Source organism: Bacillus sp. S14(2024), from assembly GCF_050473785.1.
Taxonomy (GTDB): Bacteria; Bacillota; Bacilli; order Bacillales; family Bacillaceae_G; genus Bacillus_A; species Bacillus_A yunxiaonensis.
Genome location: NZ_JBFLUP010000006.1, coordinates 1,941,300 through 1,965,573, shown reverse-complemented (window position 1 = coordinate 1,965,573; position 24,274 = coordinate 1,941,300). Strand labels below are relative to the sequence as shown.

General features: G+C 33.9%; 22 protein-coding genes and 2 pseudogenes. 7 read left to right on the top strand and 17 right to left on the bottom strand.

From position 1 onward, the window contains the following. Positions 1-116: 116 nt before the first annotated feature. The 3 genes and pseudogenes from AB1279_RS10360 to AB1279_RS10350 form a co-directional block, all read right to left on the bottom strand. A complete protein-coding gene (locus AB1279_RS10360) occupies positions 117-242 on the bottom strand; it encodes a hypothetical protein (RefSeq protein ID WP_377882929.1) in 126 nt (41 codons plus the stop codon). Positions 243-800: 558 nt separating this feature from the next. Further along, positions 801-1,196 (bottom strand): annotated as a pseudogene (locus tag AB1279_RS10355) (group-specific protein). 64 nt (positions 1,197-1,260) lie between these two features. Then, positions 1,261-1,512 carry a hypothetical protein gene (locus AB1279_RS10350; RefSeq protein ID WP_429758659.1) on the bottom strand — a complete coding sequence of 84 codons (252 nt, stop codon included), beginning with the start codon at positions 1,510-1,512 and terminating at the stop codon, positions 1,261-1,263. Between the two features lie 340 nt (positions 1,513-1,852). Here AB1279_RS10350 and AB1279_RS10345 point away from each other — a divergent pair, with 340 nt between their 5' ends. Beyond that, positions 1,853-2,473, top strand: coding sequence for a phosphotransferase enzyme family protein (locus tag AB1279_RS10345; protein ID WP_429758658.1), 621 nt, complete (start codon positions 1,853-1,855; stop codon positions 2,471-2,473). A gap of 293 nt (positions 2,474-2,766) precedes the next feature. Here AB1279_RS10345 and AB1279_RS10340 read toward each other — a convergent pair whose 3' ends face one another. Further along, positions 2,767-4,197: an IS4 family transposase gene (locus tag AB1279_RS10340; protein WP_429758657.1), complete on the bottom strand. Its 1,431-nt coding sequence runs from the start codon at positions 4,195-4,197 to the stop codon at positions 2,767-2,769. Positions 4,198-4,445: 248 nt separating this feature from the next. Between AB1279_RS10340 and AB1279_RS10335 the strand changes: the two genes are divergently transcribed. Continuing rightward, the gene (locus AB1279_RS10335; protein ID WP_429758656.1) at positions 4,446-5,069 is read left to right on the top strand and encodes a kinase; all 624 of its coding nucleotides are present in this window, start codon (positions 4,446-4,448) and stop codon (positions 5,067-5,069) included. A gap of 544 nt (positions 5,070-5,613) precedes the next feature. Continuing rightward, entirely contained in the window at positions 5,614-6,222 is a 609-nt protein-coding gene (locus AB1279_RS10330; RefSeq protein WP_429758655.1) for a GNAT family N-acetyltransferase, read from the top strand. A 293-nt stretch (positions 6,223-6,515) separates the two neighbouring features. Here the strand turns inward: AB1279_RS10330 and AB1279_RS10325 are convergent, their stop codons facing one another. Further along, positions 6,516-7,217: a MerR family transcriptional regulator gene (locus AB1279_RS10325; RefSeq protein WP_377881883.1), complete on the bottom strand. Its 702-nt coding sequence runs from the start codon at positions 7,215-7,217 to the stop codon at positions 6,516-6,518. 148 nt (positions 7,218-7,365) lie between these two features. Here AB1279_RS10325 and AB1279_RS10320 point away from each other — a divergent pair, with 148 nt between their 5' ends. The 3 genes and pseudogenes from AB1279_RS10320 (at position 7,366) to AB1279_RS10310 (ending at position 11,334) form a co-directional block, all read left to right on the top strand. Then, positions 7,366-7,860, top strand: coding sequence for a DUF6022 family protein (locus AB1279_RS10320; protein ID WP_429758654.1), 495 nt, complete (start codon positions 7,366-7,368; stop codon positions 7,858-7,860). A gap of 182 nt (positions 7,861-8,042) precedes the next feature. Continuing rightward, positions 8,043-9,478: pseudogene (locus AB1279_RS10315) on the top strand (IS4 family transposase). Between the two features lie 506 nt (positions 9,479-9,984). Next, positions 9,985-11,334: an alpha/beta hydrolase family protein gene (locus tag AB1279_RS10310; protein WP_429758653.1), complete on the top strand. Its 1,350-nt coding sequence runs from the start codon at positions 9,985-9,987 to the stop codon at positions 11,332-11,334. A 195-nt stretch (positions 11,335-11,529) separates the two neighbouring features. On the opposite strand, the gene AB1279_RS10305 is transcribed toward AB1279_RS10310, so the two are convergent. The 10 genes from AB1279_RS10305 to cspB form a co-directional block, all read right to left on the bottom strand. Next, positions 11,530-12,441, bottom strand: coding sequence for a DMT family transporter (locus AB1279_RS10305; protein WP_429758652.1), 912 nt, complete (start codon positions 12,439-12,441; stop codon positions 11,530-11,532). Further along, positions 12,431-12,829 (bottom strand): MerR family transcriptional regulator, encoded by a 399-nt coding sequence (locus AB1279_RS10300; protein WP_429758651.1) that lies wholly within the window; start codon positions 12,827-12,829, stop codon positions 12,431-12,433. The genes AB1279_RS10305 and AB1279_RS10300 overlap by 11 nt, the downstream gene beginning before the upstream one ends. A gap of 401 nt (positions 12,830-13,230) precedes the next feature. Continuing rightward, entirely contained in the window at positions 13,231-14,559 is a 1,329-nt protein-coding gene (locus AB1279_RS10295) for a glycosyltransferase family 4 protein (protein ID WP_429761340.1), read from the bottom strand. Positions 14,560-14,598: 39 nt separating this feature from the next. Continuing rightward, on the bottom strand, positions 14,599-15,654 hold the full coding sequence (locus AB1279_RS10290; RefSeq protein WP_429758650.1) for a phosphotransferase: 1,056 nt from the start codon (positions 15,652-15,654) through the stop codon (positions 14,599-14,601). A 6-nt stretch (positions 15,655-15,660) separates the two neighbouring features. Further along, positions 15,661-16,836 carry a carbamoyl-phosphate synthase gene (locus AB1279_RS10285; RefSeq protein ID WP_429758649.1) on the bottom strand — a complete coding sequence of 392 codons (1,176 nt, stop codon included), beginning with the start codon at positions 16,834-16,836 and terminating at the stop codon, positions 15,661-15,663. A 15-nt stretch (positions 16,837-16,851) separates the two neighbouring features. Further along, the gene (locus tag AB1279_RS10280) at positions 16,852-18,153 is read right to left on the bottom strand and encodes a glycosyltransferase family 4 protein (protein WP_429758648.1); all 1,302 of its coding nucleotides are present in this window, start codon (positions 18,151-18,153) and stop codon (positions 16,852-16,854) included. After that, positions 18,150-18,806, bottom strand: a complete 657-nt coding sequence (locus AB1279_RS10275) for a PIG-L deacetylase family protein (protein ID WP_429758647.1) — start codon at positions 18,804-18,806, stop codon at positions 18,150-18,152. Before AB1279_RS10275 ends, AB1279_RS10280 begins: the two co-directional genes overlap by 4 nt. Before the next feature lie 362 nt (positions 18,807-19,168). Further along, positions 19,169-19,711, bottom strand: coding sequence for an AarF/UbiB family protein (locus AB1279_RS10270; RefSeq protein WP_429758646.1), 543 nt, complete (start codon positions 19,709-19,711; stop codon positions 19,169-19,171). A gap of 508 nt (positions 19,712-20,219) precedes the next feature. Then, a complete protein-coding gene (locus AB1279_RS10265; protein ID WP_429749040.1) occupies positions 20,220-21,074 on the bottom strand; it encodes an exonuclease in 855 nt (284 codons plus the stop codon). Positions 21,075-21,209: 135 nt separating this feature from the next. Beyond that, positions 21,210-21,410: a cold shock-like protein CspB gene (gene cspB, locus AB1279_RS10260; RefSeq protein ID WP_429758645.1), complete on the bottom strand. Its 201-nt coding sequence runs from the start codon at positions 21,408-21,410 to the stop codon at positions 21,210-21,212. Positions 21,411-21,946: 536 nt separating this feature from the next. Between cspB and AB1279_RS10255 the strand changes: the two genes are divergently transcribed. Continuing rightward, positions 21,947-23,059: a phosphodiester glycosidase family protein gene (locus tag AB1279_RS10255; protein ID WP_429758644.1), complete on the top strand. Its 1,113-nt coding sequence runs from the start codon at positions 21,947-21,949 to the stop codon at positions 23,057-23,059. A gap of 54 nt (positions 23,060-23,113) precedes the next feature. Here the strand turns inward: AB1279_RS10255 and AB1279_RS10250 are convergent, their stop codons facing one another. Both AB1279_RS10250 and AB1279_RS10245 read right to left on the bottom strand, forming a co-directional pair. Then, positions 23,114-23,731 (bottom strand): acetate uptake transporter, encoded by a 618-nt coding sequence (locus tag AB1279_RS10250; protein WP_429749035.1) that lies wholly within the window; start codon positions 23,729-23,731, stop codon positions 23,114-23,116. Between the two features lie 57 nt (positions 23,732-23,788). Further along, complete coding sequence (locus AB1279_RS10245; RefSeq protein WP_429758643.1) at positions 23,789-24,217, bottom strand: NUDIX domain-containing protein; 429 nt, start codon at positions 24,215-24,217, stop codon at positions 23,789-23,791. Between the last annotated feature and the right edge of the window lie 57 nt (positions 24,218-24,274).

Here is a 24,274-nt window from a genome sequence, read left to right as displayed (position 1 = left end):
ATTGATATTATATAAAGAACCTAAACTTATGCACAATAGAAAAATAGGAAAAAAATCCTATTTTTCTATTCTAAGCAATTTCATAAAAATACTTAAACGGATGTAGAAAATACTTATTATTTGTTTTCTTTTTCAGTTTTTTTTAACTCCAAAAAAGCTTTAAATTCTTCTTTCGAAATACCAGCTTTCTGTAATTCCTCAAGTAACAAAATCCAATCCTTATCCAATTTTATGTTCTTCACCTGTATCCTCCAAAAATTTTAATTTATATCATAAGATATTTTACCAGATTAACATCTCTACAATATAGAAATATATTAGTTCAACTTGATTTCTCGGGTTCTGGTGCAAAAAGGCTGTAATGATAAGGTTTTGTAATTCTTAGCGTACAATTTTCTCAGAATAATATAGTGACCGGTTCTATTGCACTTCGCATAATATTTCACTATCTACACATATTACAAACATGCTAGACCACAGCCTGTTTCCTCTTTAGGATGAGCAATTAGCTTTTGCTTTACCAATATTTACATAGATACATTTTTTTGAAAGTTTGATATCTTACAAATAATTCCTCATGTGGCTGTTATACCATCTCCCTAGCTAGTCGAGGTTAGGGAGTTTTGACTTTTTCATGGGGTACTGACTGAAAAACGCGGATTTTATACGTTAAGACAATTTCTAAAAGTGAAATCTCATCTTCACTATTGTAAAAACACAAATAGTCCCCCGCAATAGGTGCTAGTTGACGTAAAATTCGTTATTGGAAGTTACTTTGTAGCTGTAAAAGGTGTTTCGATTCAAATAACATACACCTTTAAGGTCAAAACCTCTATTAGTTCATCTATACTGCCTGTAACATGCTCGACTTGTGGTAGATGATAAAACGTACTCGTTGTTTCAAAGTTGTTAAATTCCTCATCGGGCGAGTAAAGATATATTTTCTTGCCTGTACCTAAAGCAATTCCAAATTCAATGTGACTCCCTTTTCCTGCAGGCAGTAGCACTACAATAAAATCTGATTCTATTACAGCATTTTTCTCAGCTTGACCTATGTTTATTAAGTCAGTAAACGTTGAGGCTCTTTCATTTTGAGTCTAATCATACGTATGAGTGAATCCTTTGCTTTTTAGTTTTTCGCTAACATATCTAACGTTATCTTTGTTTTGAAAATTTGATGCCACATAGAATTTCATTGGTTTCCTCCATATCTAAAGTTTTTTATAACAAACCCCTCTCCAGAATAGAGAGGGATCTTCATTATGTAGAAACGCAAAAGTCTTGTACTTTCTTAACGAATGCCTTTGCATTGCTGATATAGAAATAATAGTTTCCTTTTTTCGTATGAAGCATAACTGTATCCATTCCACGATCAATAGCACCTATAAATGTACCATTAGATGGTGCATAGTCTGTTGGAATAGAAACACCTGTAATATCCTCCTTCTTGAAAACAACCTTGGAGAGCAATGGTGAGAGTATAATTTCATCATTTGTAAATTTGTATTTCATATATACTTCCTCCTTTTCCTTATTGTACCATTATGAAGAAGCGATTAGTTATGGGAAGCAAGAAAAAAGGCGGACCCTTATTCTCACAAGGAATCCACATTTCTCTTTTCCTATGAATCTATGCATCTTTTTATACATTCCTATCCTGGCGCGGTTTTAGGGTTCTCCTTTGTTACTGAATGAGCTGAAAAACTGTATAAAATCTTGCATGCTCTTAGCGTGGTTTTTGAGTCATTTTAGCCTTGTTTTAAATTGTGTTGCGTTAGCAACCGATTTGTCGAAATCTGCTTAACGTGGGTTTTTTCCGATTTGCTGGCGGGACTCCATATTGGTGATGTTGTTGGTAGAAATCATTCCTCGTCTTTTCGGAAAAGCAATTGCTTCTATCCACAAAGAAATGCTTGATGTAGAAATAGCAATAAATTTTGAACACAAAAACCTATATAATCAAGTCTATAATTGGGCGGTTAGAGAAGTTTTAAAAATAAATCAGGATGAGGAGTTAAAAGAAATTTATCTTGATTTGGAAAAAGATTTGAAAGAAATAGTTGAGAAGTTGCCAAAGCAATTAATTCATCGGGATGCTCATCTTTCAAATATAATATTGAAAGATCAACATGTTTCAGGAATTATTGACTTTGAAATTGCTGAGGTCAATGTTAGAGTGTTTGATCCATGTTATTGTTGCACAAGTGTTCTAAGCGAAATTTTCTCTATTGAGCCTTTGAAAGAGCTTTGGTTTAACTTTGTTCCAGAACTGTTTAGGGAATATAACAAATTAAACCCTTTAAATGAACTTGAGATCCAATCCATACCAAAAATAATGCTGGCTATACAAACTATATTTATGGCTTATTTTGTTAACTATCCGACCATATTTGAGATTAACAAAGATATGTTTCTTTGGATATATAAAAATCAATCTAAGCTTACAAATACAATAATAAGATGCTCCGTCTAGTACAAGAACCATAATAAAATTTGTTGCTGTTGTACATCATGGCAAATACCTATTAGTAATTGGACCCGATTCTCCTTAGGATAGGAAAATCGGGTTTTTATATTCAAAAAAATGTATTAGCGTACGCTATCCGCGTTTTGACGTCAGGACCCCATGCCTATCAACCTAAGCATTAGTTATGTAACTACAACCAGCGTAACTAGCCATATCATAGGTTGCTGTATAAGCCCTGTGCTTCTTTTTCTTAAAAATAGACACGACAAACAAGCGTCCAATTTGGACGTTTTTTTTGCTTATGCAGCTGTTTTCATTTTCCCTCTTTGCTCATATACAATACCCAGAATATCAAAAACGGTTTTCTTCACATACCGGTGGGATTTTCGCCCGTTTCTCTCCAAGAGCTTGTACAGACGAAGAAATATGCTTGTTAATTGTTGAACACCCTGTTGAATAGCTTGATACAGAAGCGGCAGATAGTCATGTATCATATAGATCGCTTTGTATTCACTCAGCTCCTTTTTGCGTTTTCGCAGGAGTAACTCCCGCATTCGAAACATAGTTGATGAGCAGATGAGAATGCGGATGAGTTGCCCATAGATATGGCACTCCAGCCGCTCTATCTTCACTTTTTTACATACATGAATGGCAAAAAGGGATTTCCATGTTTTAAATAGAATTTCTATTTGCCAGCGCAGGGAGTAAAAGTCATGAATTTGGTTCATTTCTACATATTCCGCAGGAATATTCGTACAGTAGAGATTGATGGCACTGAGCCGTTTGCTTTTTTCTTTATAAATGATTCCCTTTTTCTTCTCCCTCTTTGCCATATCCTTTTCCCGATTTCGCATTTGTTGTTCCGTCAGCCGATACAGGATAACTCGCGCGGGAAGCTTTTCATACATGCCAATATACACCTCTGATAATTCAATGGTTTCTCCGGGTTGTAACGTTTCTAAGAACTGTGCGACATCAATCTGAATAAATTCGGAATGCTTTTTTATTGTTCCATTGCGAAACTTCTCAGGATTAGGATTTTTGTAATAGATACGAGTATTCAGTTTCAGTCTTGAAAGAAAATATGCTTCCATTTCAGCAATGTCCCGAAAATCTTCTAACGAAAAATAGCCAAGGTCTCCAATGCGGACATCATCTTTTTCCAGAGAATCTATACACTGCGAACCATATACCTGGTCATTTTCTTTTCCTTCTCCTACATGAAGATGAAGTACATCTCCACTCAATAAGTCACATTCAAAATGAATTTTCACGCCAGCTTTATGAGCACTTCCACCAGCACCTGCATAATTACCTGCGAATATATCAGGTAATTGAAATACGGTTGAATCGAGTACACGAATGCGACGAAAATGTTCCGTATGAACACCAGAAATAGCAGGTTGTGTTGCAATCTTCTTTTGAAGCAATTCAATGAGAATGTCGTGCAATAGTTGAACAGCAGCGGGATTAAATCGTTCATTCAGTCCTTGTGGACTGATAAGTACCTCTGTCGCAGCTTCTAATGTGCTGCATAATTGATTAAGAGAGGAAGATGCAATTTTGTGACTGAGCCAGACACACAGTGACACAAGGTCTTGCCCATTGTACTTACTTGTCCTGCGGACAAACCCTACTTCTTTTGCGAGTCTGTGAAGGATTTTAGGGGACAAATGACTATATAGTTCCTGTGCAAAGAGTTGCAGTTGTTCGTGCAATGAAGTATCCATAAAAAAACACCATCCTTATCAATTACTCTACTAAAAGGATAGCGTATTTTAGGCATATAGGGATACATGTGGAAATTAGCTTGATGGGCATGTGCTTAAACCCGCTAAACGAAACAAACGCAATGATTCTATTAAGAAAAATGATAGCATAACAAGGTTTTTGGAGATATTTGTAGAATAATTGTCTGTAATAAAAGAAAAATTAAGTTTCCTTAGTTAAGAAAAGGGCAGAAAGGACAATAATTTGAATGGATAAATGGGATTGTTTAAAGCAACAAATAAAAGAAAAGTACAAAAAGCATAATATAGATAGACCTTTTGTTCTTGCGATAGATGGTTTAAGTGGTGCTGGGAAAACGACACTAGTACATCAACTAAAAAATGTCCTAGATAATGTAGTAATTATCCATATAGACGACCATATTGTTGAGAAAGCTAAGAGATATAATACAGGGCACGATGAATGGTTTGAATACTATCAGTTACAATGGGATACTAATTATCTAAAAGAACACTTATACGACAAATTGTATCAAAATGAAAAGTATTTATCTTTGCCATTTTACAACAAGGAAAAAGATACATTTACACAGAGAACGATAAAGATACCACCTAAAAGTATTATAATCATTGAAGGTATTTTTCTTTTGAGGGAAGAATGGAAAACATTTTATGACTACGTAGTATTCTTAGATTGCCCTAGAGAGATAAGATACGAGCGTGTACTTCATCGTGATACATACATAGGGGATTTGGAAGAGCGATTAAAGAAATATCAAAATAGATATTGGGTAGCAGAAGATTATTATTTAAAAAAGCAAAAGCCTTTAGAATTTGCTCATTTCGTTCAACAACTAGCGGAGGCTGATTAATAATTATTCGTTACTCTAAAAAATAAGCATATTCGAGTTTCATTTCGAATATGCTTATTAAGTTTGAAGAAAATCAACAATCAAGTTTAACAGAGCCATCTTAATAAGGGTATCACCACATCTCCATCCAGCTAAGAAACTCATTGTTCCCCAAAACAAAAAATTCAGCTGAATTCTCATAAATAACTATAAAATAATAAATTTTTCGTTTTGGGGATACTTCAAAACTTTAGCTTGATGGGCATGGGGTCCCGCCCACATTTTAACGAAAATATACGCTAAGCAATTTTCGACATCAAAAAACGTTGATTTTACTACTCTAAGCAAATTATTAATCTCAAAAACGTAGGTATTTGAGACAGATGCATTTCAGTGTAAAAGGTGCTGAAAAAATCCTAAATAACGTCTCAAAACTCATCTTTAAATCAAAATCTCAATTCAAATTGTGTTATTGAGTTTTGAGAATCCTTTAGCGTATAAAAACGTTAAAATGTGCGTGCTACCCCTATAGGTATTACACTGTAGAAAGGACTTAATTTAAACTATGTTAACTACACTCCCAATAATCATGACTAAAAATGGTCAGAAATTAAAAAGTTCATTTACTCGTATTGAAGAACGGTTAGACTTCATCACTTTCGATATAGAATTTCATGAACACCTTAATAATTCTAAGGTTGGAACTGCTACATGTTGTATTAAAGAAGATCATTCAGAAAAAACAATTCGAATTCATATTACTAGTTTAGATGCAGAGCCTATTGGAAAAGGTGTTGGAACAGCTATGGTATATTCTATATTCAGATGGACTTACTTTAGCTACCCTGGTTATGAACTCTATTTCAGGGGTAAGCTGAATACAGCCTTTGATGAAGAATATTTAATAGGTTTTTATACAAAAGTTGGCTTTACTGTGAAAAATGGCTACTTTAATCTAATAGTGCAAAGAAATGATATCCATATTTTCTGTACAGATACTGAAAATAGAGTATCTGACATGTATTTCGCTTTCATGATTAAGCAAAAAGATCACTATAACAATGTACTTGATAACTTTCAAAATGATTTCCAATCTACTTTGTCAGATATCCAAACGCAATTTAAAACAATGTCATTAGTATCATTTATTAAACAACGCTATTTTCAACGTTAATAGTCTAAAATATTTTTTTATCAGACAATATTTAGATATTTTTATTTTATCGTAGTTTAGAGTAGTAAATTCAACGTTTTTTTGTATCGAATTTTGCTTAGCGTATATTTTCGTTAAAATGTGGGCGGTACCCCATGCCCATCAACTTAAGAAAAAGAAATGCCCCCAAAACGAAAAAATGAGCGGCTTCTCAGAATAGCTATCTGTAGAGAAAGAAAATTTTAATTTAGGGGGGATATGAAAATATTAGCTTGATGGTGATGTGGAGGTACCCCATATTAATATTTTCTTAGTTATTTTAATCCTAACTTTGCACATAATCGATACAAAAAATATAGTCCATGTAACTGTTCTTGATTACGTTTATTTAAATGTTGTTGGCACTCCTCGACAATGCTTTTTGCCCCTTCAATATTGTATTCCTCCAAATTTCTAATAGATTTTTTTAATTGAACAATTTCGTGTGAATACACAGCTTTTTGTGTAAGCTTCATTAACAAAATTTTAATAAACTGATATGAATTAAAGTAGCGATAATTATTTTCACCTCTCTTTGAATTAACATATCTCTCTTTTTCCCAATATCGTATAGTAGAAGTAGAAATTTTCGCTTTATTTGCTACCTCTCCAATCGTCATTAGGTTATTTGCTATCGATTGAGAATCAATGATATTGTTTAGGTCTTTTATTATTCTAGTAGCTAACTCTTTTTCTTGATAGGTGACTGCTTGTATCTCGTTGATTATCCAGAGTGCAGAATTCAGATTTTTTTGTTGCAGTTTTTTTAATACAGCTGTTGTTATTTCCATTCCAAATCCAGGTGACATGGCTACTATACATTCAAAATATGCTAAATGTTCCTCCGTATAGATTCGATATCCTGTACCCAACCTTTCTGTGGTTGGGATAATCCCCCTTGTTTCGTAACTTCTTAAAGTGCTAGTACTTAAATTTAGCCTTTTCGCAATATCAATAGGCCTTATATTATTCTTCATTCTTTTTCATCCCTGTCAACATTAAATTTATTATAAAGTTTATCATTTTATCCCCTCTAAAATAAGTATATACAATTGAAAACTTTATAATTGGCTTTAATGTTATAAGATTAAGGAGTAAGTAATAAAAAATGATGGAGGGATCTAAATGTCAAAATTAAACATTCAACCCGAAATGTCAATTGAAGAGTTAGGACAAAAAGTATCTGGTTATCTAAAGGACCATTGGGAAGAAGTTCTTGCAAATACCATTGAGGAACTCCAAAAATTATTTCCTGAGTATGAAGATGCTACGTATGGTATGTACTTAGATAAACTACTTCCCCCAGCATGGAAAGAGCTTGAGAATGCTGGTTTTCAGTCTGCTGAAAAAACAAAAGAAGATGACTTTATTATTGCTGGGTGCTTAAATTTTAGAAATTCTATTGAAAAAGCAAAATGGGGAACGCCTGATCATGAAAAGCGTATCTTTTGGATTGTCATTGAAAACCAAAATAAACAATTAATTGGTACTTTTCTTTTTGAACTATCTCATTCTCATGTAAATTTCAACCTCCCTTCAGCTCCAAAACTAAAGACTTTTACAAGTACTGAAAGAAATGAAATTATCCAAAAAATTCTAAGCCTAAACGAAAATTCTTGATGTTTCTAAAATCAGACGCTAATGCAACACCATTTATTCAAAATAGCCCACTTTTTTATGCAACATAATTTAAGAAATAGGGGTCACCATACATGCCCCTTAACTTAAGAGATTTTAATACCATTAAATACAAAAAAACGTTATTCTTTTTGTAGAAATATACAGAAAGGATGGCGTTTTTTATGAATCTTTCGATTCAGAGTGAACTACAATTATTTGCTGAAGAATTATATGAACATCTCACTCCTTCATTTTTGGAAAATCTTGCTAGAGAACTAGGTTTTGTACAACGGAAACGTAAATTTTCAGGGCACGATTTAGCTACTATATGTGTTTGGATTAGTCAACGAGTAGCGAGTGATTCTTTAGTGAGACTGTGTAGTCAACTTCATGCTGTTACAGGAACACTCATGAGTCCAGAAGGACTCAATAAGCGTTTCAATAAAAAAGCTGTTTGCTTTTTAAAACACATTTTCTCTACATTGCTAAAAAGTAAAATTTGTGAAACATCAGTGATTCCAAGCTCTTCAATCGCTTATTTTCAACGAATTCGTATTTTAGATGCAACGACTTTCCAAGTGCCAAAACATTTAGCTAGTGTGTACCCTGGGTCAGGTGGTTGTGCACAAACAGCTGGTATAAAAATTCAATTAGAATATGATTTACATAGTGGTCAGTTTTTAAATGTTCAAATTGAACCAGGGAAAAATAATGATAAAACCTTTGGAACAGAGTGTTTATCGACATTACGCCCTGGTGATCTATGTATTCGGGATTTAGGCTATTATTCACTAGATGATTTAGATCAAATGGATCAACGTGGCGTGTATTATATATCACGGCTCAAATTAAATAATATGGTGTATATCAAAAATGAATTTCCTGAATACTTTCGAAATGGGACAATAAAAAAACAGTCTCAGTACATCAAAGTTGATTTAGAATACATTATGGATACCTTAAAACCAGGGCAGGTCTATGAAATAAAAGAAGCTTATATTGGAAAGGATAAAAAACTATTCACTCGGGTGATTATGTATCGATTAACAGAAAAACAACTTCATGAGCGTATGAAAAAACAAGTGTATACGGAAAGTAAAAAGGGCATTACATATTCGGAAAAGAGCAAACGATTAACTGGAATGAACCTATATGTTACCAATATCCCCTGGGAGATTGTTCCGATGGAACAAATCCATGATTTTTATTCTCTCCGCTGGCAAATTGAAATCATCTTTAAAACTTGGAAATCCCTATTTCAAATTCATCATTGGCAAAATATTAAACAAGAGCGATTAGAATGCCATGTTTATGGAAAACTTATTTCCATTTTTTATGTTCTTCTATTATGTTTAAGATGCGACAATTAATTTTACAAAAGAAGAAACGGGAATTAAGTGAATATAAAGCAATTGGAATGATTCAAGATCATTTACACATTTTATATCAAACCATGCAGCAAAACACTCAAGAAATAGCAAAGGTTCTTATCAGTCTGTTCCACCTTCTACAGAAAAATGGACGGAAATCTCACAGATATGAGAAAAAAACTGTCTTTGATATTTTGGGTGTTGTCTATGAGTATAATGAATTAAAAAAACAAAAGAAAGCTGCATAATTTTAAAAAAGATACTTATCTAGGTTTATTTGATATGCTCATTTTTAAAGGTAAAAAGTGCTCTAAGAGTTTTTTAGTGTATTTGAACGAAGGTTCATTTTGTTTCTGTTCTTAAGTTGATGGGCATGCGTCAGGACCCCTTAGAGTAGTAAAATCAACGTTTTTTCGTGTCGAAATTTGCTTAACGTATGTTCGTTAAAATGTGGACGGGACCCCATGCCCATCAAGCTAAGGTTTTGAGAACCCTCCATAACGAAAATTTTATCTTTTTACAATTATTTATGAGAATTCAGCTTATTTTTTCATTTTGAGGTAACTTGTTCTTTTCAGCTTGTTGGCGATGGAGTAGTACCCCTTATGGAAGGTGACAATTTTGTAAGAATACAAGCTTAATTTGTAAGACAAATACATGTTTTCTTTAACCATATTCTTCTAAAATAATATACGATCTAGTACAACAAACACTACAGTTCAATTGAATAATGTATAAGGAGGAATGAAAGTATATGAAGACATTATTACGTGTTACAACTGCTACAACTGTAATGCTATCAATAGTACCTTGGACTATTGATAGTGTATACGCAGAGCCTACTCTAAAGATTGGAGAAGTAGTTACCGTAAACGACAAGCTCTTGAAGGAGAATGCCAAGAAGTTTGTATATCTATTACAGACGGGAAATTTAGAAAAAGCCCTACAATACACAAATAATACATTCACTGAAAAAGATATTCCTAATTCCATCGTTTTGTTCATGAAGAACCTATCTTCTTACCAGATCGTACAATCAAATTTTTCTCGTAATAACGTGCATTGTACAGTCACTTTAACATTTCAAAATCAACAGTCTACCATACCAATAGAAGTGAAATTTGATAAGAGAGGGAAGGTCGATGATTTTTATGTTAATTTCCTATATTCTAAGCAAGAGTACCAGTTACCTAGTTATGTAAATCCTGATGTCTACGTTGAAAAGGAAGTGACGATTGGAAGCGAAAAGGACGCTGTACCTGGAACACTAACAATTCCAAAAGGAAAAGGTCCCTTCCCTGTTGTCATACTTGTTCAAGGAGATGGAGAATTAGATAGAGACTCCTCTATATTCGCCTTAAAACCATTTAAAGATATAGCCCTAGGTTTAGCTAGTCAAGGGGTAGCTGTTCTTCGATACGAGAAAAAGACACGCGAACATTATATACATACTTACCGAACATACTCAGTGCAAGAAGAATTTGTAGAGGATGCTTTAGCATCTTTGCAACTTCTAAAATCCATGCCATTTATTAATAAAAATAGCATATTTGTTGCGGGACACAGTAGAGGAGGATTGATGGTTCCACAAATTATAAGTAAAGCTCCCCCCGGTAGTTTTGCAGGTGGAATCATTCTTTCGTCCCCTAACCCTTCTATTACGGAGATCGAGTCCTATTTTGAAGAAGATTCAGGAGGAATGATATCAGAGGGAGAAATGGAATTTTACCGAAGTCAGTTACAATTGCTTAACCAACCAGATTTTGATCCAAGCCACCCACCGGAGCAATTCGTTTTACCTCCAAATGCCCATTGGTGGTATAGTGTAAAAGATTATAGGCCAAGTTCAGTTGTAAGAACCCTAAATATACCCTTGCTTGTCATGCAAGGAGGAGCAGATTTTCAAGTTCCTAGTTCTCACTTAGAAAAATGGCGGTCAGCGTTGCAAAATACTACAAATGCAACATTTAAACTGTATCCAGACCTTAATCACGGATATACAATAGCGGGAGAAAACAAGACCGTTCAAGACTATATGCAACCCAAGCACGTCCCCTTTTATGTGTTAAATGATATAAAACGATGGATAACTTCCAAGCCATAAAATTAATTTCATGGAAAAATACGAGGCGTCGCTATAAAGCTAACAAAACAAAATTCCCTTAAAATGAAAAAATACGCTATTCTTTCTATAGAATCATAGGAAAGGATAACGTCTTTTTTGCTTTATGGGTAGTGTAAAACCTTAGCCTGATAGTGATGTGGTGCTACCCATATATAGTCTTTATCAAATTTATTCTTATAATGAAGCTGAAACTTTTTGTTTTCTTTTCAAACGTAAGAATCCAGAAGCTGTTAGAACTCCTAAAATAACTAAATATGTACCTACTATTTGAGGTAATGAAATAGTAGCACCAGTTATAATAGAAAGAATCATCGTGACTACTGGAACTAAGTTGAAAAATAAAGACGTGTTACTTGCACCAATAGTAGCCATACCTTTATTCCACCAAAGGTAGCCTAATACGCTCGTAAATAGAGCCATGAATAAAATAGCACCCCAAGCTGAGAACGTAACGTAAGATAAAGGGTGAGGACTTGGTAAAAAGACCGTTAGTATCGTAAGGCAAAGAGACCCAATTACCATCGTATAGGTGGTTGTCTCCATTGAAGAACTACCATTTAAATATTTTCTTCCTAATACACCGTATAAAGCCCAACATATATTCCCTGCTAAGATCAGTAAATCACCTTTAGAAAAAAATAAAGTTCGAATAATTTCTAATGAACCTTGAGTGAGCACCAAAATAACACCTACTAAAGCAAAAGCCATGCCAAGCATTTGCTGTTTTGTAATCGGATTTTTTAAAATAAAATATGCAAAAAGTGCAGTTACTAAAGGATTAGTTCCCATAATCAATGCCCCATTTAAAGGCGAAGTATACTTCATCCCTAAAAAGAAAAAAGTGTTGAATCCAAAGATGCCTATAATACCAAGTAAGGTATACATTTTCCAATGGGTCTTAATGATTCTTATCTTTATTTGTTTTTGAAATCCCAAGATAAGTACCATAACTAATGCAGCTATACCAAATCGCCATGCTGCAGCACTTACAGCTGAGAAATAGTGAACAGAATACTTAGCCAGGTTGAAAGTAGCCCCTGTAAATACAGCAAAACCTATTAACATAAGATATATCTTACTCTTCACCTTTTAAGCCTCCAATCATCGTTTCATATGTCTCTAATTTCACCTTCGCCACATTCATAACCGTTTCAATCTCTTGTTTCTGCTCTTCTAAAAGGAGTAGGTGTTTCTTTAAAATATATACTCGGATTTGAATCTTTTTTAACTGGATGTCATTAGAATCAATATTTTCTAGAAGACATCCATCCTTTAGAAATTCTTGGATATCTTCTAAAGACATTCCTGTTTGCTTTAACATTTTCATGAATTTAAGTAATCTAATTTCACCTTCTGTATATCTTCTTTTCCCACCCTTTCTTAATGGAGAAGACAATAGACCAATCTTTTCATAATAGCGCAAAGTATGAGCCGTGAATCCTGTTTTTGTAGCCACTTCTGATATACTATACATTTTCATTTCCTCCTTTCTTTACATGCTACTACTTCGACTCAACTCTAAGTCAAGGATTAAATAACAACTAGAGGAAGAAAAAATAAAAAGGTACGGAATTTTTCCGAACCTTTTCGTTTAATTTACATAAGTCTCATTATCAGTGATCAACGATGCATAAAATTTTTGTTATGAGGGTAATTAAAAATCTTAGCTTGACGGGTATGGGCTACGTCCCCCTAAAAATATTAATTAATATCCCTCTTCTTATAATTTGGATAATCATTATTTTCTGCCTTTAATGATGCTAGGCTCCTATAGGGAAGTAAAGTGTACACTTAATATTAATGTATACTTTCGTTTTTTCATTTAGGGTATACATAGATTCATCATTCCTTCCACGAATGCATTCCATACAGGTTCTACATATCGCTCATAAAAGATTGATAGATTTTTTCAATCTTTGAGACCATCACATCTTGCGTAAGATGTTGTCGTGAATAGGCCTGAGCCTCTCTTCCTAAAGTTTCACGCAGACTCTTATTCGTTAAAAGCAATTTAAGAGCATTGGAAAGTTGTTGCACATTGCCTGGATCACAAATAATCCCTGTTTTTCCGTTTTGAATCATTTCTGGTATACCACCACAATTTGTTGTAATAATAGCTTGACGAGAAAGCATAGCTTCAATAACTGAAATTGGAAAATTGTCGTTAATGGTAGGTAAAACATAGATTTCAGAAGAAGAAAGAATTTCTGGTATATCTGTTCTTCTGCCAAAGAACTTAATATTGTCGAGACCAAGTTGTAGCACTTGGGTTTCTAATCTTTCTCTCATAACACCATCACCAACAATCCACACCTCTACATTAGACAAATCTTGTCGAATTCGCGAGAGCGCTTTCAAAAAAATATCATGACCTTTTCGAGGAGAAAGACGGGAAACACAAGAAATTACAACATTATCATTACACTTCTCTTTAGATATAGAAGGTAGATGAAAATGTATACCTGTATGAACAGTAATCAATTGTTCTGTCTTTGCCCCATATTCTTCTAAAGGAGAATGAAAGGAATTACTAATCGTTATAATTTGATCCGAGGCTCTTATTCCCTGTTTTTCAATTTCACTAAAATACGCTTCTTCAATTGATCCTTTTTTTATTTTATCGAACTTTAATCGACTTCTTGTAAAATGCCCATGTGGTGTAAAAAAAAGAGGTTTTTTATATTCTAAATTTAGTTGTCCTAATAAAAAGACAGCAAATAGATCTTCTGCATGAAACACATCATATTGTTCTAGACTTCTTTCTCTTAAAAAAGACTTGAACACGTTCAAAAAGCTCGTGTTTTTTATAATTTTTTCATTAGCTGTACCATATCGTTGTAACATAAAATCCCTTGCATGTTCAGCAGCTTGCGGAATATCTTGTTCTAGATGAACTGATGTCATTTGAGTAGGAGAGATAACATCTACGTCATGACCATATTTTTCAAAACCTGTTTTCAAGGAAGTAATATAGTTTGATAATCCCCCTGTATTTGGATATCTAAAAAATGTTACATAAAGAATTTTTAATTTTTTTGTTTTACTTGGTATACTATCTTTTTTGATCCCAAATGTCTGAAACGGTTTGATTCTATAATTTTTTTTACTATCTATTTGATAATATTCATCCATGATTTTTAGCAGACTCGCATGGAAAGGATAAATAGGTTCATTTCGCTCTTCCTTTGTTGTATTCAGAAGTATCTCCTCCTAACTCAGCTGATGGTGAAAGTTTTATATATGCTATAAACCTAATTCTTTTCCCCAGGTTGAAATTTTTTCAAGATGATACGTCAATAACTCACCGCCACGGTTATCGAATATTCTTCGTAGCTGGGTATGCAGTCCCTTTTCTAATGTTCTCTGCAAATATGCCATTTTATAAAGATTAATTGGAGCATTTTTAAATGTAATACCATTCTTCTTCATTTCTTTTGCATAGAATTCTACACAATGTGTGCGAATTTCTTCTGCACGGCCCTGCCAATCTTTTCTGAATCCTAGTAATATTTCAACTAGAACAACCATGTCAAACCAGACCGGAGCATATTTCGTTGACTCCCAATCGATAAACTGAATATTCCAGTGTGTATTTAATGTCATATTGTTGCTGCATATATTTTGCATATGAAGATCACCATGCGTTATCGATGAACCATTTTCAAATAGTTCCGGAAAAAAATCTGGTCCCTTATTACATAGTTTTATTAGCGATTTATAATGAGGTTTAATAACCTCCCTTAACCGGTCGTCTTTCATCGCATCATCGAGAAAATCAATTGTCTTTCTAATGTATTTAGCTCGATCGCTCCTCATGCGGCTCGATTCATAAATAGGGAGCCAAGATTCCCAAACATCTTTATGTTTTTTAACCTTGTCTTCAAATGTATGTGCATGAAGCTTGGCAACAGTGGGGATAATGTAGTCAAAATGTTTCGGAGAGAAGGTGATCTGACCGCGCACTTGGCGTATAAATTCCATAAATATCCATGTTTCATTTCCATTTTGTTCAATGAGATATATTTCAGGAAGAAATTCTTTCAATATAGGATAAGCTCTATCATATATATTAATCTCTACTTCATTTTTGTAATCTGATGAATTATATACTTTTAAAATGATAGGATAGTAACCAACTTTTGTTTGAAGAGATAATTTGTATATACTGCTTCTTCTTGTTGATTTTAGACACTCCATTTTTTCAAGATCAATTACAACTCTCTTATCCATTGAATAAGAGAGTTTTTCTGCAACTTTCATTTTTTCAAAATGATAAGATAATGTTTTTGCCTCGTACAAATGTTTTCATTCCTTTCGCTTTCGTTTCCAGGCGTTTTTCAAATGCGACCATGTACTTCTAATGAATGGCATTGGATCATCCCACGCAAACAAAGCAAACTCTTTTTTGCCTCGCAATCCTTTATAAAAGTCCTTCAACGTCATTTCATCTCTTTTTTTCTTATGGCGGAATGTTAAATAATACCGTACAAGATAGATCCATTTGATACCGTCTATTTGTTGAAGTCTTGGCGCTGGATTTTGCTTAGTTAAATATAAATAATACATGTAAACAAAATCGATGCCAGCAGGTCCTGTTAAACTATGCGTTAACCAAAAACGAGGGTTTATTTCGATAAACTTATAAACACCATCGCGAGGGTCCTTTTTAAACTCTGCCATAGCGATCCCTTTAAGGTTAATACTTTTGAAAAAAGGTAAGCATATATCCACTAATTCTGGGACCTGTTTACTAACGATGTGAGCCCCTGTTCCAAATTCTGCTGGGAATTGATGATTCTTTTGTAAAGAAAATAACGCTAGTAACTCCATGTTATCGTCATAAAATGTGGCAACTTTATAAAAACATTGATTATCGCCAGGAATAATTTCCTGCAGGATGAGTTTTCCATACTGTCGATACGATTTATACTCATTTCTAAGTTGGTCTGGATTTTGTATGAGAATAGCCTTCTTGTTTATCTTTTTTCGAAATTCATGTCCTAAAATCGGCTTTAATATACAAGGGAAATCGAGGCTCAGTATCGCTTCTTCCAATTGTTCTCCCTTCTCAATCACATACGTTTTAGGGCATGGAATATTATGTTTGACTGCGAGTTCATACATTTTATATTTATTTAGCGTTTCTTCAATCAATGAATGCTCAGGAAACAAAAATAAATAGTATTTAGACAGCTCCATTCGATATTTTGAAATGAATACCACATAATCATCTGCACCTGTATACAAAACGGGTTTCAGTTTAAATTCTTTAGCCAAGTTAATTAAAAAAATGAGCAATTTCTTTTCTTCATATAAAGGGCTTGGGCATATTCCACATGAAGCGAGGCGTGACTTTCCTATTTTATAAGGTTTCTCTACATCAAATGCATACACGCTAATTCCTTTTCTCGCTAAGCTTCTAATAATTCCGATTCCGTTGGCACTTAAATCCAGTACAACTGCTGCATGTTCATGATTCATAGAATCCTTCCCCACCTAAATACTTTTGTAGATTTTTTCAATATTTGCTACCATTGTCTCTCTAGTTAAATGCTTCTTAGCGAACGTTCTTGCATTTTTACCTAGCTGCTCTCGTGCTTGCTCATTTTCAATAACGAATTTTAATGCGCGTGCCAATTTTTTTGCATCTCCTGCATCGACAAGGATGCCTGTCTTAGAATGTTTAACCAGTTCAGGTATACCTCCCGACGGCGTCGAAATGACACAAACTCCACTATGCATTGCCTCAATAATAGAAATAGGTAGGCTATCATTTAAAGTTGGAAGTACAAAAATATCGCTTTTACTTAAAATGTCTGACACATCATTCCTTTGTCCTAAAAACTCCACCATGGAAAGATTCAAATCATCAACTTTCTCTTCTAACTTATCTCTCATCTCACCATCTCCGACAATGAGCAATTTAACGTTATCAGTATATTTACTTCCCATCTGCGAAAGAGCGTCAAGTAATACATCATGCCCTTTTCTTGGACCTAATCTAGCCACACATGTAATAACGAGTTTTTTATTCTCTGATGTATTTTTTGCACGATACTTATCAGGATAATCAATACCTGTCAGTACAGTTGTCATGTTCTCTTGTTTTGCCCCCAACTTCATTAATGGCTCACGAAATGAATCACTGAGAATAATAAGGTGATTAGCAAATTCAATCGCCTTTCTTTCCAATACTGTATGGTAGGCTTCTTCTAGCGAACCTTTTTGAAATAAGCCAAATTTAAGTCGGTTAAAAGTAAACATCCCATGAGGTGTAAATAGTAATTTTTTTCCGTAATATTCATTAATTCTTCCTAATATATTTGCTGTGAACAAGTCTTGCGCATGGAGGATATCATATTTTTTAATTTTGATATTTTCAAGCAGCATTTTTTCGAAGGTATACATATTTTTGAGGTTCCTGACAATTGTACTATTATAATTTTCATAACGAGTTTTTAAAAACTTTTTTAATTGGGGAACAACTGCTTCACGCACGTTTTCTACTCGGCTTTGGGAAAATTGGTTAGGTGAGACAATGTCGACGTGATGGCCCTGTTTTCTTAAACCTTCACTTAGTGCTGTAATATAATTAGATAATCCACCAGTATGAGGATAATCCCAAAACGTAGCGATTAATATAGATAGATTTTTCTTTTTAGACATCTTTGCTTCTGTATATTTATAACGTTCTTGCTTTGTACTCTTCTTTTTTTGTGATGAGTATGAACGAATTCCAAAATATTCATCCATTGTTTTGACTACATATGGATATGGAAACTCAAGCTTCATTTTCATTTCCAAACCCTCCTTATCACTTCGAACGCTTCGGCGTATGGTACACCAATTGTCATTCCCCTAACTCTTCCTAAGTATTGAATTCCTTCGTATGAACGTGGATGAGGAAAATCTCTCATTTCTACATCATAGTGTTTAAGCGCAGCAATCTTTGAATCTATTTGATCTGTAATGTTGACAAAATAATTAGGCTTGAAAGATTTATCATTCGTGTGAATATTCCACTCACTAGAGGAAACGGTTTCAAATGTAATCAATTCTATCGGTTGTTGGTTTGGTAAAGGTCGAGTCGCAGTCAAAACCGCTTGAAAAGTAATATGATGATCAATATTGAGGTCTCCATAATGATGAGTGAAGATTTTGTTTGGTTTATAAATCTGTATTAGTTTTTCTATTTCTTTCGTTAATTGATGCAGCGGGATCAATTCTAATTCTAAATTAGCATTCTGGAGAAATATCACTTCTTCAATACCTATCGTCTTATTTGCACATCGGCCTAGTTGCTGTATGTGATGAGCTTCCTCTTTTCTTCCTAGAGCAGTAATAATTGAAACTACGTGATGCCCTTCATCTACTAATCTTTTTAAAGTTCCGCCAGATCCTAATAACTCATCGTCAGGATGTGCGCCAATGACTAAAATACGTTCTTTCATTAGTATTCTCACTCCTTGTACTTCTTAATTTATGATTGATACCGCAAAAAGAAACCGTCATTAGCGGAAAACCTGCTTTTATTTATTACTAATAATAAATACTTCAGCTGTATAATCTATTGAGGTTTACATGTGTATTTCCGTCTTACATGATATAGAAACCCTGCCATTACTGAAAGTTCTCTTTCCCCTTCAACAATAGAAATATCTTTCCAATTAAGTACATACCAGTAGTTACTCTGCCATTTTCCTCCCAATCTTAAGGAAAGAAGTCTTATCGCCTACAAATTCTGAAAAACAAGCGTTCAGTGGTTTTAACATTAAAAAGTATCACTTCCAAGACGCCTCGTTTTTTATCGATATTACATCCATTTATTATAAAGAGAAGGCTGTATATTCTTCACATGGTTTAAAAAATCCTGTGCTAGTCCAAATTTTTCAAGCCCCTTTAATAACTTAACTGGAACCTGAATATTTGCAGTAAAAGCTCTTTTATGGTCAATGACTTTTAGTTGACCCTTTTCATTTATTAAAACATGTCTCACCTCAGCATCCCATCTAGTAAATCCTATCTTTTTTAATTCATTCAGCATCATTAAGATTTTCTTAGTTAATTCTTCTGTCATTTTTTGTTCTCTTTTCAAGTAACCGGCAAGAGAAATACCATGTATATACTCCATAACAATATAGTTTTCCCCATACTCATAAAGCCGTGGAATAATAGGTGATGATTGTCCAATTATCAAGGCTTTCAACTCTTTTTTTTGAGTTTCTTCCTGATAAAACATTTTCACGCATTTATCATAGGCTAATTCATATACTTCTCCATCTCTCCCATTCCCAATGAGCTTACATTTTTCCACATCTCCTCTACTTATTATTCTTTTTTTAAAGTATGATTTCATTTTATTGCCCCTTCATTATAATTTTGAAAAATTATATATCATCTCACATTCTATGATTCATCCCTTACATATGTAACCTAAACTAATATATATTTTTATAAATTAATTCAATTCATATATTTTTTAGTAGATACTATTTTAAAATCCTAAAATATATTAAAAAACAATAAAGTAACAAATGAAAAGGAGCGTTCATATTAAGAAAATAGGAAGTTTACAATTTATCGTTTGTGGGTTATTTTTAGATTCAATAAGGAGCAACTTTTCATTATTGAATCTAAAAATAGGAGTTGTTATCTTCACAAATTCACATTTCTATTCCTTTATATTGATATAAAAATAATTATTATTTTAATATATTGAATTAACGTTTCTTAGTCTTAATGTGTATGTTTATCCCGCATTTACGGGATAAACAATTCCTTTCATAACAAACCATAATATCATTTTTTTTTGCTGTCCCCTTCACAGGAATACTATTTCAGAATTCCTGTTCTTCTTATAATTTTTAGTGTGTTTTATTCCCTTGATCATTATTATTCATTGCAGCCAATACTTGAAGTTGCTGTTTAGCTTTCCTCAAAGCAGTATGAAAGTAATTTTGTAACAGCCGTAAGGTCGTATGATCGAAATAATATTGATCAGATACATTCTCCCATGTCTTGCTATTTATGAATGTATCCCATGTAAGGTGGGAATATCCATTTTTCTTTACTTCTTTAAATACCCATCTCTTCATTTTCTTTTTACCCTTATCTGTTAAAGAGCCATTTTTTACGAGTATGAGTTCTAAGCTTTTCTTATATTGTTTATGAATATCCTTTTGTTTAGCTGCGGTGAGAAATATATTCGCGGTGTTCTTAGCATCCGAAAAGGCACGGTGTTGTTTTCCTTCCCATTCTAAAGCCAATTGTTCCACTGCAAGTTTCAAACTTGGTGGATTTAGAAATAATCCTTCATATGCATGAAAGACAAACCTCTGTAAATCAAATCTTCTTTCTTTCTCAAGATCAGGACATTCCACATTGTGTCGTACACAATCTTCCGTGAGAAATCCATAATCCTCTTTCCCCCACGTTACAAACATATAATCTTCTCCAACAAACTCCCGAAATCGCTCAATTACCTTAGGGAATTTTTCTACACCTTTTACATCTTGCTTTGTAATTCCTGTTAATTTGGTTGTATGACGAGATAGAGATGCCGATGGTTTCACTAACGAAGAGAAAAACTCGATAATGCTCATTGTACTTGCTTCAATCTTGATAGCTCCAATATCAACAATTTCCGTTGGAGCATCTGATTGGTAAGGTCTAAAATTCCGCTCAATATCAAATACAATATAATATTTTGGTTCATACATACTACATACCTCTTCCTTATCTCTTCTTAACATTATATCCCCAATCTCTAATATGTATTAAAAAACAATATTGCAGTTGTTCTATTTTAAGATACAAAAAAAAAGAGAAGGGAGTTCCCTTCTCTTTCATTTCAATTACTTTTTAGTTACGTTAGTAGCTTGTGGTCCACGGTTACCTTGTTCAACTTCGAAAGTAACTTCTTGACCTTCTTCTAAAGTCTTGAAGCCTTCGCCTTGGATAGCTGAGAAGTGAACGAATACGTCTTCTCCACCTTCAACTTCGATGAAACCGAAACCTTTGTCAGCGTTAAACCATTTTACTTTACCGTTTTGCATGAAAAAATCCTCCTAAATTATGTACCTTCATGTACATGTCCATTTTCAACCACTTTACAAATAATAATTAGACATTAAAAAAACTGCAACCCAGAGAAGATTTAACATTGCTATCCCCTCTTAAGTTACAGCTTATTTAAATCTCTATGGTATTAAAAGTAAAATGGTTTAACACCACTATACACCTTTATTAGAATAAAAGCAAACTTTTATTCCATGTTTTTTTATAACCTCAGTAGTTGGTTGACTAACATCTTTCATTTCTTTATTTTTTCTATTGAATTAGCTTGGATTTCTTTTCTCTTGCCCTCCCACCACATAATGTGCATTCTTGTTACTAAAGCTCCAGCGTTCACTTTTTTCATTCAGTCATTATTTATCTGACTGTTTCCATCATGATTTAGCGATTTACATTCATATTTACCTCTTGTCAAATTACTCATATCATAATATTGTATATGAGTCTACAAATCAAATAAAAAACGGCTTGCTACACATAAGACTAAATAATGAATTATATAAGAGGAGTTCACGAAATGAAAAAATATCTCAAAAGAGCAATAAAAATATCCTCCATTTTATTACTTGCTTTCATTTTAATTGGTGCTGGTATTTTGTTTGGTACTCCCTATGGACATAAATTACGTGTAATTGCTGCGGAAAGTATTCTAACCTCACAACACCGTGATTTAGCAAAGTTCACTTTCTTATCACAACAAGAACTGGATGATATTTCAACTTCCATTAATAATCCAAAATGGCTAAATAGCGAATCTCTTGGTTTGCAGAAGCTTTCAAAAAAACAATTGGAAGAGAAAAAACATATGCCGCTTCATGTGAAAATCGAAACCGTTCAAGAAAAGTATGCCGATCACTATTTCGAAGGTAAGCTTATGACAATTAGTAATCCTTTTAATGTAAAACTTGTAACGCAACAAGGTACAGAAGGTAAAGATGTTGGTGAAAAAATTTACGTGATGGCAAAGCGAAATCACGCACTTGCTGCAGTAAATGCTAGCGGATTTGCAGATGAAACGGGACATGGGGGCGGTAAAGTCGGCCTAGGTATTGTTATCGAAAATGGAGAAGTCATTCATACACCAAAAGACATAACTACGCCAACTCTTATCTCAGGTTTAACAAAATATGGGCAAATGATAACAGGTAATTACTCTGCACAGCAATTACAGAATAAAAATGTTGTTTCTGCAGCTGGTTTTATGCCCCAACTTATCGTAAATGGCGAAAAAATGCTTACAAATGACGGAGGCTGGGGATATGGTCCGCGAAGCATTATGGCTCAAAAGAAAGATGGCACGATCATGTTTCTTATCGTAGATGGTAGACAACCTCACAGCATTGGCGCTTCTTTAAAAGATTGTCAGGACCTTTTATATGACAAGGGAGCTGTAAATGCGATGGCTATGGATGGTGGTTCTTCTGCAACTATGTATGCTCTAGGAGATATATTAAACATTCCTTCCACTTTATCTCATAAGTCTCGTTATCTCCCAAACTGTTGGGTTGTAACTGCCAATGAAAATCAAAAAGTGGATGTAACAATTGACGGTCACGCAGCAGACAATACAAAAATTGCAGAAATTATGGGAACATCTACTGTTGCTTCTAGCGAAACAAAAAGCAACTAAGTATCTTACAGATACTTAGTTGCTTTTTTTCTGTTTCATTCATACTGTTGTGGTTTATTTTTTGAAGATACCAAATGGCTTACCAACAGGTAATACAACTTTTCCGAAGTGCGTATTTAATACTGCAGCTGCTGATCCATAGAATGAAAACAGTGAAATAAGCATTTCAGAAATTGCTGCTAATTTATGCATGGCATGTGGCATAACACCTAAAGTACTAAATGAAAGACCAATAAATAAGAAATCAATAAGTACAAAAATCATAAATAATACTTTATGTGTTTCCATTGCGCCAATTGTCATAAATAAGCTGAAAATTAAGTAACCAACAAATGCTACTCCAAGTTGCTTTGGATCCACAGTTGCTGCTAGTTTTTCGCCAAATACTCCAAGTTGAATTAACCATGAAGTCCCAACACCAAACCAGAACAATGCAAATCCACCAAACGCTGTTGTACCAAATGTATTATTGTGCTTTGCATCGTTAATGCATGCAAATAATTGAGCAAAACCTCCTAAAAAGATTGCCCATGGCAATACAAATGAAACACCACTTGTAAAGCCAAGTTTTTGCGAGGACGCAACAAGTGTAACCATTGCAAGTCCAAATAATCCAAGTGCAGACGGATCTGCTGTTGTCATTTTCACATGATGTGTAGTTTGCTTTTCCATAAAAACCTCCTGATTTAAACACATACTTGAATACAATACTGAAATCAGAAGGCACTGTCAATCCTTTTTATTAATACCTATGAATTGCGAATCTTCATATAGTTCATACACATATTCCCCTACTTCTAACGGTTTAATATTTATGTTTAATAAGTCCTTTACCGAGACCCATATCGGAATATATTCGCCTCGTTTCCTATCATTTTTCACATATTCCTCACCTTGTCCGTTGCCAAATGTACCACCAACAATTATTGCTTCGTAAAAATATTGTGTTCCGTTGTACTTAACTGTTGTTGCAAGTTTTTGGAGCTGTACATGTAAGCCAAGTTCTTCATACACTTCCCTAATTATTGCTTCTTCAGTGGTTTCTCCTTCCTCAATTCCCCCTCCAGGAAAGACGTAATATACCTCTTCATCCCAAATGCGTTTTATAAGAGCTAATTTTCCTTCTTCTACAATAATTGCTGCACTTCGGTCTCGCATCCTTATAGCACCTCCATATAACTAACATTTTCTTACTAGATTGGATCATCCCAAAAC